A 13212-nucleotide genomic window follows, 5' to 3' on the forward strand; every position below is an offset into this window, starting at 1 on the left:
GCACCCCCGGCCCTCCTGACCGCCTGACCGCTACTCGGCTGTCGATGGGGCCCTCTCCGGCACCCCGGCATGCCGCATGAGCGGGGCAGCTCGCCCCACCACGTCGGGGTAGCTCAAGCGGCTTCGGCGTGGTCGAAAGCGGCGCCGCCCGACCGGCCGAGCCACACCAGCCGTGCCGTCACGCCGTCCTCACCGCCGCCTCGCGTGAACCATCGAAGCGCCCGCTCCGGCGAGTTGAGGACCATCTGTCCGATGCCATCGGCCGTGGTCACATGGACGGGACCCTCGGCGAAGGCGATTCCCCACGCCGCGACGCACCCGTCCTTCAACCCGGGCCGCACCTCGCACTCCTGGATTACGGCGAAGATTCTGGGCGCGATGGCGAGGACGAGGTCGCAGAGTTCCTTGTCGAAGAGTTCTGAGGGGTCCGGTGTCTGCATGTGGGCCTCCTAGAGAGCAGGCATGAGGGGGCAGATACGCTTCCGGCCGACCGGCCACCACTGCGTGATGAGCGCGTCACTCACGGTAGAGCATAAGGTTATGCCGACACAACCTTATGCTCGCAGCTACGGGGCGTTGGACCTGCGTCGTGGCGCACGGCAGACTGCCGACAGCCTGGAGGAGAAGAGAGCATGCCGAGAAGTCAGCCCACAGCACGACAGCGCCGACTCGGTACTGAGCTACGCAAGATGCGCGATGCGGCTGGTGTGACCGCCCGCCGGGCGGCCGAGCTGATCGGTACGAACCCCATCCAGATGAGTCAGGTCGAAGCGGGCAAGGCCGGTATCAGCGAGGCGCGACTGCGCTATATGGCCTCTCAATACGCTTGCTTCGACACCGCGCTGATCGACGCACTGGTTGCCATGGCCGGTGAGCGCGGCAAGGGGTGGTGGGAGGAGTACCGGGGCCTCCTCGCGCATGGCGCACTGGACCTTGCCGAGTTGGAACATCACGCAACCCACATGCGCATGCTTCAAGCCTCCTACGTTCCGGGACTCCTGCAGACCGAGGCGTACATCCGGGCGCTCATGGCCTACGCCGTTCCTCCATTGCCGCCGCAACATCTCGACGCGCTGGTCTCCTTCCGCGTACGGCGGCGGGAGGTGTTGTCCGAGGACTCGGCGATCGCGTTCTCGGCGTTGATTCACGAAAGTGTCCTGCGCACACGCGTAGCCGACCGGAAGGTCGCACGCGAGCAGCTCGCCTTCATCCTGGAACAGTCGGAGCACCCGAACGTCACCGTCAGGGTGATCCCTTTTGATGTGGACGGCTTCGGCGGAGCCGGAAACTCCATGCTCTATGTCGGCGGGCCCGTTCCCAAGCTCGACACCGCGCAGATCGATGCCATGCACGGCTCGTTCTGGATGGACGCGGAGTCAGAGCTCACGAGATACCGCGCGCTACTGGACAAGGCCGAGGCTTCTTCCCTCGCGGTAGGGGCGTCTCGGGATTTCATCCACCACATCGCGCAAGAAATATGAGAGAGGTAACCATGTCGAGCCCGGCCAAGTGGCGCAAGTCTTCGTTCTCCGGCAACGGGGAGGACAACCATTGCGTCGAACTCCTCCCCGTCGACGGCAAGATCAAGCTTCGGGAGAGCGACGCCCCCGCCGACATCCTCACCACCACACCGGGCCGACTCGGAACCTTCATACGCGCCGTCAAGGCGGGGGCGCTGGACCACCTCGGGCGGTAGCCACGAGGGGCGGTGCGGCCCTCCGGCCCTTTCCCCGCCCGTTCACCGTACGTTCCGCATGGCGCCCTCCGTGTGTGCCGTCCCGGACCCCGGGCGGCGCTGGACTTCCGGTCATGCGCAACGAAGAGAGCACCGTCCGCCGGAGCCTGGGCGTCCGTATGGGGGCCGCGCTGGGGGCCGCCATCGTACTGGCGGCCGTCCATCCCCCGGCGCAGGCGGCACCGGATACCGGATCCTGGACCACACAGACGGTGGCCCCGGGGGTGCGGGTGCGGGCCGGGGTTCTCCGGGACGCGGACGCCGAGCCGGGCTGGACGGTCACCGTGCAGGGGCCCGGTGCCGCGCCGCTGGGCGACCGGTCCTGGGCGGACACCACGGCGGGGCGGCTGCGCGACGCGAAGTTCGGGCCGCGGGTCGAGCGGGTGGCGTGGCCCGCCTACGCGGACACCCCGCACGGCACCATGGGGTGGCGGGTGCGGGTGGGCTCGTACGGCACCTCCGGCGAGGCACAGGGCGTACGCGAGAAGGTCGCCGCGGCCGGGTTCACGGCGGTGGCGGAGTGGACCGGCTACGACGGGCAGCGGCCCGCCGACCGGGAGAGCGTGCATGTGGCGGTGATCGACCCGGCCCGGTTCACCGGCACCGTGGCGGCCACCCACGACCTCAGCGTGGCGGACCGCGAGAAGACCTCTTCGGTCGCCGCGAAGCGCCACTCCCTGGTCGCCGTCAACGGTGGCTTCTTCATCACCTCCGACGCCGACGGCGTCCAGGGCACGATGGCCGGAATCGCCGCGTACGACGGCGAGTTGGAGTCGATGGCCGCCGGTTCCCGGGCCGCGCTGATCCTCGCGGACGGCGGTCGGCACACCCGGATCGCCGACCTGACCAGCACGGTCACGGCGCGGGCGGGCTCGTCCACGTATGCGGTGCAGGGCATCAACCGGGTGCCCGGCAAGGTGCGCAACTGCGGCCGCCCCGGGGCCACTCCGACCGAGCTGCCCCGGCAGGACCTGACCTGCTCCGAGGCCGACGACCTGGTGAAGTTCACCCCGAGGTTCCGCGCCGAGCTGCCCACCGGGCCCGGCACCCAGGTGGTGCTCGACGCCGACGGCCGTGTGGTCTCCACCGGCCCGCGCGGCGGCACGGTCCCGGCCGGGGGCTCCGTGCTCCAGGGCATCGGCGCCGCGTCCGACTGGCTGACGGCCCACGCCCGGCGGGGCGAGCGGATCGCGCTGGAGGAGGCCGTCCGGGACACCGCCGGCCGCCGGGTCCGGCTCGACTCCGACGACAGCATCGTCAGCGCCGCCCCCACCCTGGTGAAGGACGGCCGCATCGCCATCGACGCCGCCACCGAGGGTACCCTCGACCCGGAGAACCTCTCCTTCGGCTACGCCTGGTCCAACGTCCGGCAGCCCCGCACGATGGCCGGGCTCGACAAGCGGGGCCGGCTCATCCTGGCCACGGTGGACGGTCGGCAGCCAGGCGTGAGCGAGGGCTTCACCCTGGAGGAGGCCGCCCGCTTCATGCGCTCCCTGGGCGCCGTCCAGGCCCTCAACCTGGACGGCGGCGGCTCCACCGCCATGGCCGTGAACGGCCATCTCGCCAACGTCACCTCCGACGCGACGGGCGAACGCGCGGTGGGCGACACGGTCCAGGTGCTGCCGTAACGGGACGCGCCCGTCATCGCTGAGTGTTCGGCTCACTCCTGTGGGTGATATTCACCCCTTCTGGCCGCCACCTCACGGCTCGGGTTGGAAGCATCAGCGGTCGTCAGAGCTGCGTGCCATGCTGGAGCCAGGGAACACACGAGGAGGCGGTGGTGACGATCATGAGCGTCGCTGAGACGCGAGTCGACGATCACGAAGGCCCCTGGACGGTCGAGGACGTCCTTGCACTCCCGGAGCATCCGGCACGCGCCCGCTTCGAACTCGTGGACGGTGTCCTCATGATGTCCCCTGCCCCCGACTGGGACCACCAGACGGTGTCTTCCGAATTGCACAGCCAGATCAAGGCCGCCCTGGCCCGGTCAGGCGCGCCGTTCCGCTCTGGCGAAGCGGTGAACGTGACGGGGGAATCCAGACTCTTCATTCCCGACATCGCCGTCGTCGACCGTGCCGCCGCTCCACGCGGCACACTGGCTGCGCCGCTCGAGGCTGCGGTGCTTCTGGGAGAGATCGTGTCACCGTTCAACCGGGCCGCCGATCGCATCCTCAAGCCCGTGCTCTACGCCCAGGCGAAGGTACCCGCCTTTTGGCGGGTCGAGATGGAGCCGGATGTGCGTGTGGTGGTGCACGAGTTGGACGGGACCACCTACCGCGAGGTGGCCACGGTCACGGGAAAGCAGTCAGTCGACGTCGCCGGAGTGTTCACCGTCGACCTGGATCTCGACGCCGTGCGCCGCGAGCTGGAGGGCTGACGCCGGATCCTAGCCCTCCGGGTAGAAGACGAAGAGCGTGCAGCCCGTGGTGGTCTGGGGGATGTGGGAGGAGCCTGCGGGGGCGTGGATGAAGGTGCCGGCCGGGTAGTCGTGGGCGCCGTCGTTGAAGATGCCGGAGACCACAAAGACCTCCTCGGGGCCCGGTTCATGGACGTCCACGCCCTCCCATGAGGTGCCGGGGTCCATCTCCAGGACGTGCGCCTTCGCGCCCTTGTCACCGGTCCACAGGGGGCGCAGGCGGATGCCCGGGAAGAGCTCCTTCACCGGGGCTTTCTCGACCGCTGCCGATGTGTATCCGTCCGTGAGGTTCATGCCGCCCAGCGTGGCATTGGGTGGGGCGACAGCCCAAGGGCGCAGCCGGTTGGTCTCGCCACCCGGCTGCGCCCCTGGGACCGATCACTTCACCCGTTGGATCACCCGTTGGAGCCTTACTCGACGACCTTCAGCAGCTTGTTCGGCGTGCCGTCGCCCGGGTTGGAGATCTTGTCGGCGGTGGCGCCGTCCGTCAGCCCCTTCGCCACGTCGGCCGGCTTGGCGTCCTGGTGGCCACTGAGGTAGACGGCGGCGGCGCCCACCACGTGCGGGGTGGCCATCGAGGTGCCGGAGATGGTGTTGGTGGCGTCGTCGCCGGTGTTCCAGTCGGAGGTGATGTCCGAGCCGGGGGCGTAGATGTCCACCACGTCGCCGTAGTTGGAGAAGTCGGACTGCTCGTCCTTGTCGGTGCTGGAGGCGACCGTGATCGCGTCCTTCACCCGGGCGGGAGAGCTCTGGCTGGCGTCGGCGGACTCGTTGCCCGCCGCCACGCCGAAGGTGACACCGGAGTCGATGGCCTTCTGCACGGCCGCGTCGAGGGCCTCGTCGGGGGTGCCGCCCAGGCTCATGTTGGCGACGGACGGGCCCTCGTGGTTCTCGGTGACCCAGTCGATGCCCGCGACGACCTGCTCGGTGGTGCCGGAGCCCTGGTCGTCCAGCACACGCACCGCGACGATCTTGGCCTTCTTGGCGACACCGTGCTCGGCACCGGCGATGGTGCCGGCCACGTGGGTCCCGTGGCCGTTGCCGTCGTCGGCGCTGTCGTCGTTGTCGATCGCGTCGAAGCCGGAGGTGGCGCGGCCGTCGAAGTCCTTGTGGCTGGTGCGGACACCGGTGTCGATGACGTACGCGGTGACACCCTCACCCGCGCTGTCGGGGTAGGTGTACTTCTTGTCGCCCTGGGTGTCTTCCTGGTCGATCCGGTCCAGGCCCCACGACGGCGGGTTCTCCTGGGTGCCCTTGATGGTGTAGCGGTGGTTCTGGACCACCTTGGCGACCGACGGGTCGGCGGCCAGCCGCTTGGCCTCGGTGTCGGACAGCCCGTTGGCCGAGAAGCCGTTGATGGCGGAGTCGTAGCTGCGGCGCAGCTTGCCACCGTACTGCTCGGCGAGGTCCTTGCCCTCCGAGGCGGCCTTGATGCTCTTGCCGCCCTTGAGCATGACGATGTAGCTGCCGTCCACGGCGTTCTTCGCCTGGGTGCCGTAGACGGTGCCCTCGGCGGGCTGGGCGGTGGTGGCGCCGGCCGGAACGGCCACGAAGACACCGGCGGTGACGGCGGTCGCGGCGGCTATGGCCAGACCGAGTCGACGCGCGTTGCGCTGCTTGTGAACTGCCATGACGAGGGTTCCTCCTCGTGCGGTTGTGGGGGGTATCCGCACTACGGATCGCGTCCGATCCCTCAAGTGCGGTAGAGCCGGAGTGTGTTGGGGCCACTCCGGTTCTGACAAAACCCTGACTGATGAGTACGGGTCAATTCAAGATCCGCACCGATGTGTGACATAGGCAACGTTCTTCGCACCGGGCCCACTCCGGCCACGACATCAACGCCCTTTGCGTGTAAGGGGCTCGCATCAGGGAGGGTAGGGCTGTCCCCCCTTCTGCGGTTGGAGGGAACCACCGGACGGTTCACCGGTCAGCAGGATGGGTCGGCCCGACGCCACGGCCTAGCGTCGTCAACGAGTGGCGGGGACGGTCCGCCACCAGGGCATAAGGGGATGTCGTGGCGGACACAGGCCGCTTGGAGAGGCCGCGCGGGATAGCGGCACGCGCGGGCAGTTGGAGCGCCCGTCACCGGTGGGCGGCGGTCGGGGGCTGGGTGCTGCTGGTCATCCTCGCCCTGGCCGTCGGCTCGATGACGGGCCGGGTCGATGTGACGGAGAGCGAGCAGGTTCCCGGCGAGTCCGGGCGCGTCTCGAAGATTCTCGACGAGGCGGGCATTGACGACGCGGCCGGGGAAACCGTGCTGATCCAGGCGAAGGGCGGTCAGGCGAAGGGCGGCGGGCTCACCGCGAACGACCCGGCCTTCCGCAAGGCGGTCGACGCGGTGATGGCCGGCGTACGCGACACCGGCCAGGTGACCGCCCTCCGCTCCCCGTACGACACGAAGACCATCTCCGCCGACCGGCGCTCCGCGCTGGTGCAGTTCGAGATGCGCGGCGACGCGGAGAAGGCGGCCGACCACATCCAGCCGGTCCTGGACGCGGTGGACAAGGCGCAGGACGGCCACCAGGGCCTGCGGATCGAGGAGTTCGGCGACGCCAGCGGCCAGAAGGCGTTCGACGACGCGTTCGGCGACGACTTCACCCAGGCGGAGTACTCCGCGCTGCCGGTGGCCCTCGGCATCCTGCTGATCGTCTTCGGTGCGCTGGTGGCCGCGCTGCTGCCGGTGGCGCTCGCGATGACCGCGTTCCTGGCCACCACCGGTCTGGTGGCGATGGTCAGCCACTGGGTGCACATGAGCGACACCGCCAACTCCGTGATGCTGCTGGTGGGCCTGGCCGTCGGCGTCGACTACTGCCTGTTCTACCTGCGCCGGGAGCGCGAGGAGCGCGCCGCCGGACGGGACGCGCAGACCGCGCTGCGAGTGGCGGCGGCCACCTCCGGCCGCGCCATCCTGGTCTCCGGCGTCACGGTGATCGTGGCGATGGCGGGCATGCTCTTCACCGGTATCGCGGAGTTCCAGGCGATGGGGCTCGCCACGCTGATGGTGGTGGCGGTGGCGATGGTCGGCTCGGTGACGGTGCTGCCCGCGCTGCTCTCGCTGCTCGGTGAGCGGGTGGAGAAGGGCCGGGTGCCGTTCCTGGGCCGCGCCAAGCGGCGCGGCGGCACCGAGAGCCGGATCTGGCGCGCCGTCCTCCGTCCGGTGCTGCGCCGCCCCAAGCTGTCGCTGGCCCTCGCCGGTGGTGCGCTGATCGCGCTGGCCGTCCCCGCCGTGGGGATGAACACCGCGAACCTCACCCTGGACCAGGAGTTCGGCGACCGGCTGCCGGTCGTGAACGCGTACAACCACATCGACGAGGCGTTCCCGGGCGGCTCCGACCCGGCCAGGGTCGTGGTGAAGGCGGACGACATCGACGCGGCGCCGGTGCGCGACGCCCTCGCCCGCTTCCGTACCGAGGCCGTGGCGAAGGGCGCCTCCAAGGGCCCGGTCGAGGTGACCGTCCACCACAAGCAGAACCTGGCCGTGGTGGAGGTCCCGCTGATCGGCGGCTCGGACGAGGGCAAGGCCGAGAAGAGCCTGGACGTGCTGCGGAACGAGGTGCGCCCGGCGACGCTCGGCACGGTGGACGGGGTGGACGCCCCCATCGGCGGCTCGACCGCCTCCTCCAAGGACTTCAACGACAAGCTCGGCTCGGCCGTCACCCCGGTCTTCGCCTTCGTGGTGGTCTTCGCCTTCCTGCTGATGCTGATGTCCTTCCGGTCGCTCACCATCGCCGTGACCTCCATCGTGCTCAACCTGCTGTCGGTGGGCGCCGCGTACGGCATCCTCACCGCGGTCTTCCAGCACGGCTGGGGCGCGGGGCTGGTCGGCGCGGAGGGCGTGGGCGCGATCGTGTCCTGGCTGCCGCTGTTCCTCTTCGTGATCCTGTTCGGGCTGAGCATGGACTACCACGTCTTCGTGGTCTCCCGTATCCGCGAGGCGCGCCTGGCCGGCCGCACCACCAAGGACGCGGTGGTGCACGGCGTGGTGACGACGGCGGGCGTGGTCACCAGCGCCGCCGTCATCATGGTCGCGGTCTTCTCCATCTTCGGAACGCTGTCGATGCAGTCCATGAAGCAGATGGGCGTGGGCCTCGCGGCCGCGGTCCTCATCGACGCCACCGTCATCCGCGGGGTGCTGCTCCCGGCCGTGATGTCGCTGCTGGGCGAGCGCAACTGGTACCTGCCGAAGTGGCTGGGGTGGCTCCCGGACCTCGCCCACGACGAGCCCGTCCCGGCCCGGCGGCCCAGCACTCTGGTGGGCGCTTCCCCGAGGCCGGAAGCGGACGAACGGCCCCGGCACGCGCGGGTCTGACGACCGCGTCCTGACAACGCTCAACCGGTCACACGGCCTCGGGCCGTGTGACCGGTTCGGTGTTTCCGGGGTGGGGGCGTGGGGTGGAAAAGGCGTTGCGGGATGTCCTGGCCGGTCCCTACGGTGCGGGGATACGGCGGAGATCCGCATACGCGTCCTTTCGCGTACGCGCGCACGGGAGGAGTACACCGATGGGCGGAAGTCCCGGCATCGGCGTGTTCACCCGCATCACTCGTGGCTGTGCCCGGGTGGCGTGTGCGCGCGCCCTTCCTATGCCTGCCCGCCGCCCGCGGCGCGGCCCCGGTGCCCTGGCCGGCCCGGACGCGCCCGGTGTCTCTCCGAGTCCGTGAACGGTTCGCCGTCGAGGTGGTTCCCCCACCTGAGCGGCTGACCCGCCAGACTCCCCATCGGTCTCTCACCGTGAGCTGATCTCAGCCATCCACGCGCCCTCGGCCAGGGCCCCCGCCAGTCCAGGAATCACTCGTTCCGGGACGGGCGGCAGGGCCCGTTCCGCGCTGCTGCCGCCCGCCCGGCTCCGAAAGGACCGTGGCCGTGGCCCGCAATCGACACCATCCCCATGCCCCGCGCGGTGGCGAACCGCGCCGCAACACCGAAGCGCCCCGCACGGAGCCGCGCCGTACCGAACGCGACCGCGCGAGGCGTGCGTATGGACAGAACTTTCTCGTCGACCCGGGTGCCGTCGCCCGCGTCGTACGTGCCGCCCGCCCCGGGCCCGGCGATCTCCTGGTGGAGGTCGGCGCGGGCAAAGGGGCGCTCACCGAGGCGCTGGCCCCGCGCTGCCGCGAGCTGATCAGCTATGAGATCGACCGGCATCTGATCCCGGGGCTGCGGGAGCGGCTCGCCCGCTGTCCGCGGGTCCGGGTCGTGCACCAGGACTTCCTGAGCGCGGCGCCGCCGCGCGAGCCGTTCGCCCTGGTCGGCAATGTGCCCTACGCCCGTACCGCCGAGATCGTGGCCTGGGCGCTGCGGGCGGTGCCCCGGCTGACCTCGGCGACGCTGCTCACCCAGGCGGAGTACGCCCGTAAGCGCACCGGGGACTACGGCCGCTGGTCCCTGCTGACCGTACGGTCCTGGCCGGAGGTCGAGTGGCGGCTGTGCGGGCGAGTGGCGCGTAGCGCCTTCCGGCCGGTACCCGCGGTGGACGGCGGGATCCTGCGGCTGACCCGGCGGCCGCGCCCGCTGCTCACCGACCCGGCGGCCCGGTCCGCCTACGCGGACCTGGTCGAGCTGGGCTTCACCGGGGTCGGCGGCTCGCTCCACGCGTCACTGCGCCGGGTCTGCCCCGCCCGCGCGCTCGACCGGGCGTTCCGGGCGGCCGGGCTGGGGCGGGACGTGGTGGTGGCGTATGTGACGCCGGAGGAGTGGCTGGTCCTCGCTCAGGAGTTGACCGAGGTGGTGGCCGGAAGGCGTTCTTCGGCCGTTTCGAAGGAGTTGATGGTGCGGGTGAAGTCCCGGGTGGACAAGAGCAACTTGTAGATGATGGCCAGCTCGAAGACGAGCAGCAGCGCACCCGATACGACGGTCGTCGCCACCACCGCGTCGACGGCCGGGCCGATGATGAACACGCCCATCTGGAACTCGATACCGCTGATGAGATGAGCGCGGACGCGGTGGCGCTGCAGGAAGTTCCGGCACCGGACCCACCACGGGAAGCGGCGCCGGAACTCCTGGTGCAGATCGACGACGGCGGGGCGGCGCGGGGCCGGTACCCGGGCCGAAACCGGGGCGACCGTGGCTTCCAGGGCCGCCACCGGCTCCCGAGGAGCGACGGGCTCCAAGGGAGCCACCGTGTCGCGGTCCGTCTCCAGGTCGGCCTCGGGGTTCTCCCGCAGCAGGTCCTCCATGAAGGCCAGTTCGGCCTGGTTCTCGGCCTTGCGGGCCGCCCGCATCCGGGCCTTGATCTGCTTGCGCATCCCGTGCCGGATCTTGAAGATCTCCAGCGAGTCGATGTAGCGCAGCGCGTCCAGGGAGGCGACGGCCAGCGCCAGCCACAGATACAGGACGTCATCCGTGCGCGCGTACTGACCGCCCATCAGGGCGACCGAGCACACCAGCACCCGGATACGGTCGAAGACGAAGTCCAGCCAGGCCCCGAAGACCGAGCCGGTGCCGGTCAGCCGGGCCAGCTTGCCGTCCATGCAGTCGAAGATGAAGCTCACGTGGTAGAGCACGGCCCCGAGCAGCAGCCATCTCCAGTCGCCCTGAGCGAAGCACGCGGCGGAGCCGAGGCCCACCAGGAACGCACCCCAGGTGAGCTGGTTGGGGGTGGCTCGGGTGTACCTGGCGATCCAGCGGACCAGCGGTGTGGCCACCGGGTCCACCAGCATGACGGTCCACCACGCGTCTCGCTTCTTCTCGGTGATCCGGCGGACCTCGGCGAGCGGCGGTATGTCTCGGGGCATGGTCAATCTTTCTGGCATTAGACATGAGTTCACCTGAAGGTAAGAAGCCGTTAAGGGAAGAGACAAGATCGGGCAAGGGCAACCTTTGTCAGGGGTTAACGGTCTACTGGGGGGACCGGGTCCATGGCACGGTCAGGTGCGTTGGCGGCGAGGCCGCCGCGATGACCGACGTGTGGCGATTCCTGCCACCGGCAGCGGGTCCTATCGCTGTAACGGGTCCTACCGCTGGTAGCGGGCGAGCACCAGGTTCCCGTCGTCGACCAGCCGCTCCCGCAACTCCCCCATGCCGATCGCCCCGCTGTAGTACTCCTGCAGCGCCGGGGTGGCCACCTTGTCCTTCCACTCCGGGTAGCCGCGCACCGTCTGCGCGGGCGCCGGGCGCAGCTTTCCGGCCAGGGCGGTGCCGGTGGCCCAGCCGTGGCGGCGGGTCCGCAGGGCGGGGTCCCGCAGCGCGGTCCGGCCCGTGGGGAGCATCCAGTCGCCCCGGGCGAGCCGCACCATATGCGGCGGGCGCAGGAAGAAGTCGATGAAGCGGGCCGCCTCCCGCTGGTACGGGCTGTCGGCGGCGATGGACAGCGTCTGCGGGCTCACCCCCTGCCGCTGGTCGCCGTCGGGCCCGGCCGGGGACGGCAGTACGGTCCAGGCGAACCCCTTGGGCGCCTGCTGCGCGATCTGCTGGCGGTAGGAGAAGCCGAGCGGCACCATCGCGTACTTCCCGCCGAAGAAGCCGGGGAGGGTGTCGGAGCCGCCCATGCCGAGAGTGGTCCGCGCGGCGGTGCGGTCGCCGCCCAACTGGTCGTGGATGACGCGGGGCACCCGCTGGTCTGCGGCGTCGAACCGGACGGTGACCTTGCCGTCCGCGCCCCGGTGGAAGACCTTGCCGCCGGTGGAGAGCGAGAGGTTGAGGGTCGCGGAGACGGGCTCCTTGAGCGGCCAGGCCACGCCGTACGCCCCGTCCCGGGTCAGCTCCTCGGCCGCGTCCTCGAACTCGGCCCAGCTCCAGGGCCGTTCGGCGGTGGGGATTCGCAGCCTGGCCCGGTCCAGCAGCGTGCGGTTGGCGATGAGCACGCGCGGCTCCTGGAGGAACGGCACACCGTGGACGCCGCCGTCGAAGGTGGCGGTCTGCCAGGTCCGGGGCGGGATCTCGTCCTTGAGCCGCCGGGGCAGCAGGTCGGTGAGATCGGCGAGATAGCCGCCGTAGGCGAAGTCGGCGAGGTCGTCGGTGGCGTCATGGATGATGTCGGGCGCCTCACCGCCCTCGAAGGAGGTGAGCAGCTGGTCGTGGACGCCGTCCCAGCTGCCTTGGACGTACTCGACCCGGATGTCGGGGTGGGCCGCGTTCCACTCCCCCACCAGCTGTTTGTTGGCCGCCACCGATTCCTGCTGCCAGGCGAGGGACTGGAAGCGCAGGGTGATCCGGCCGCCGGTCGCCCGCCGCCGCTCGGGCGCGCAGCCGGACAGCAGCGCCCCGGTGGCGGACGCGGCCAGCAGCGTCCGGCGGCGCATCAGTGCTTCACCGCCCCGGCCAGGGTGCCGCTGGTGATCCGGCGCTGGATGAGCGCGAACAGTACGAGCGAGGGCAGCGTCGCCAGCAGTGAGGCGGCGGCGAGCGGGCCGAGATCGGCGACGCCCTCGGTTCCGATGAAGTGGGTGAGGATGATCGGCATCGTCTGTTTCCGCGGGGACTTGAGCAGGACGAGCGCGAAGAAGAACTCGTTCCAGGCGGTGATGAACGCGAAGAGGGCGGTGGCCACGATGCCGGGAGTCAGCAGCGGCATGGTGACGGAGATCAGCACCCGCAGTCTGCCCGCGCCGTCCACGGCCGCGGCCTCCTCCAGCTCGCGCGGTACGGCCCGGGCGTACCCGGCAAGCATCCACAGGGCGAACGGCAGGGACCACACCACATACACCATGATCAGCCCGGAGAGGGAGTCGATCAGGCGGACCTCCTTGAGCACCAGGAACAGCGGAATGATCACCAGGACGAAGGGGAACGCCTGGCTGACCACGATCCAGCCGGTGGCGGCCCGGGACAGCGAGGAGCGGTGGTGGCGGGCCATCACATACGCCATGGGGGTCGCGATGACGACGGTGATGACCGCGGCGGCGAGGGAGGCGATCAGGCTGTTGCCCGCGGACCGCAGCAGCGGCTGCTCATCGAACGCCTGGCGGAAGTTGTCGAGGGTGGGATGGTCGGGGATCCAGCCCGGGTGGAGGCTCGCCAGCTCGCGCGGCGGCTTGAACGCGGTGGAGACCAGCCACAGCAGGGGGAAGGCGAGGAAGACCAGATAGCCGAGGAGGGCGAGGTACTGGCCGGTGCGCGCCGCGC

General features: G+C 70.3%; 12 protein-coding genes. 6 read left to right on the forward strand and 6 right to left on the reverse strand.

The window, feature by feature from the left end:
- Window positions 1-113: 113 nt before the first annotated feature.
- Window positions 114-440, reverse strand: a complete 327-nt coding sequence (locus tag GWI24_RS28915) for a hypothetical protein (RefSeq protein WP_210948833.1) — start codon at window positions 438-440, stop codon at window positions 114-116.
- 192 nt (window positions 441-632) lie between these two features.
- On the opposite strand from GWI24_RS28915, the gene GWI24_RS28920 reads away from it, so the two are divergent.
- The 4 genes from GWI24_RS28920 (at window position 633) to GWI24_RS28935 (ending at window position 4112) form a co-directional block, all read left to right on the forward strand.
- A complete protein-coding gene (locus GWI24_RS28920; RefSeq protein WP_210948834.1) occupies window positions 633-1481 on the forward strand; it encodes a helix-turn-helix transcriptional regulator in 849 nt (282 codons plus the stop codon).
- Window positions 1482-1492: 11 nt separating this feature from the next.
- Window positions 1493-1696, forward strand: a complete 204-nt coding sequence (locus tag GWI24_RS28925; protein WP_210948835.1) for a DUF397 domain-containing protein — start codon at window positions 1493-1495, stop codon at window positions 1694-1696.
- Between the two features lie 113 nt (window positions 1697-1809).
- A complete protein-coding gene (locus tag GWI24_RS28930) occupies window positions 1810-3363 on the forward strand; it encodes a phosphodiester glycosidase family protein (RefSeq protein WP_210948836.1) in 1554 nt (517 codons plus the stop codon).
- 161 nt (window positions 3364-3524) lie between these two features.
- Window positions 3525-4112, forward strand: a complete 588-nt coding sequence (locus GWI24_RS28935; RefSeq protein WP_247617024.1) for a Uma2 family endonuclease — start codon at window positions 3525-3527, stop codon at window positions 4110-4112.
- A 9-nt stretch (window positions 4113-4121) separates the two neighbouring features.
- Here the strand turns inward: GWI24_RS28935 and GWI24_RS28940 are convergent, their stop codons facing one another.
- Window positions 4122-4445, reverse strand: coding sequence for a cupin domain-containing protein (locus GWI24_RS28940; RefSeq protein WP_210948838.1), 324 nt, complete (start codon window positions 4443-4445; stop codon window positions 4122-4124).
- A 116-nt stretch (window positions 4446-4561) separates the two neighbouring features.
- Window positions 4562-5782 carry a S8 family peptidase gene (locus tag GWI24_RS28945; protein ID WP_210948839.1) on the reverse strand — a complete coding sequence of 407 codons (1221 nt, stop codon included), beginning with the start codon at window positions 5780-5782 and terminating at the stop codon, window positions 4562-4564.
- 383 nt (window positions 5783-6165) lie between these two features.
- On the opposite strand from GWI24_RS28945, the gene GWI24_RS28950 reads away from it, so the two are divergent.
- Both GWI24_RS28950 and erm read left to right on the forward strand, forming a co-directional pair.
- A complete protein-coding gene (locus GWI24_RS28950; RefSeq protein ID WP_210948840.1) occupies window positions 6166-8460 on the forward strand; it encodes an MMPL family transporter in 2295 nt (764 codons plus the stop codon).
- A 552-nt stretch (window positions 8461-9012) separates the two neighbouring features.
- A complete protein-coding gene (gene erm, locus GWI24_RS28955; protein WP_308344117.1) occupies window positions 9013-9957 on the forward strand; it encodes an ErmE/ErmH/ErmO/ErmR family 23S rRNA (adenine(2058)-N(6))-methyltransferase in 945 nt (314 codons plus the stop codon).
- Here the strand turns inward: erm and GWI24_RS28960 are convergent.
- The 3 genes from GWI24_RS28960 to GWI24_RS28970 form a co-directional block, all read right to left on the reverse strand.
- Window positions 9858-10883: a CDP-alcohol phosphatidyltransferase family protein gene (locus tag GWI24_RS28960; RefSeq protein WP_210948841.1), complete on the reverse strand. Its 1026-nt coding sequence runs from the start codon at window positions 10881-10883 to the stop codon at window positions 9858-9860. The two genes, erm and GWI24_RS28960, sit on opposite strands and share 100 nt — an antisense overlap.
- A gap of 219 nt (window positions 10884-11102) precedes the next feature.
- Window positions 11103-12389 (reverse strand): ABC transporter substrate-binding protein, encoded by a 1287-nt coding sequence (locus GWI24_RS28965; RefSeq protein ID WP_210948842.1) that lies wholly within the window; start codon window positions 12387-12389, stop codon window positions 11103-11105.
- On the reverse strand, window positions 12389-13212 hold an 824-nt coding region (locus GWI24_RS28970), incomplete at its 5' end, for a carbohydrate ABC transporter permease (protein ID WP_210948843.1). The genes GWI24_RS28970 and GWI24_RS28965, both read right to left, overlap by 1 nt.

It is taken from the genome of Streptomyces sp. MK37H, from assembly GCF_018035285.1.
Taxonomy (GTDB): domain Bacteria; phylum Actinomycetota; class Actinomycetes; order Streptomycetales; family Streptomycetaceae; genus Streptomyces; species Streptomyces endocoffeicus.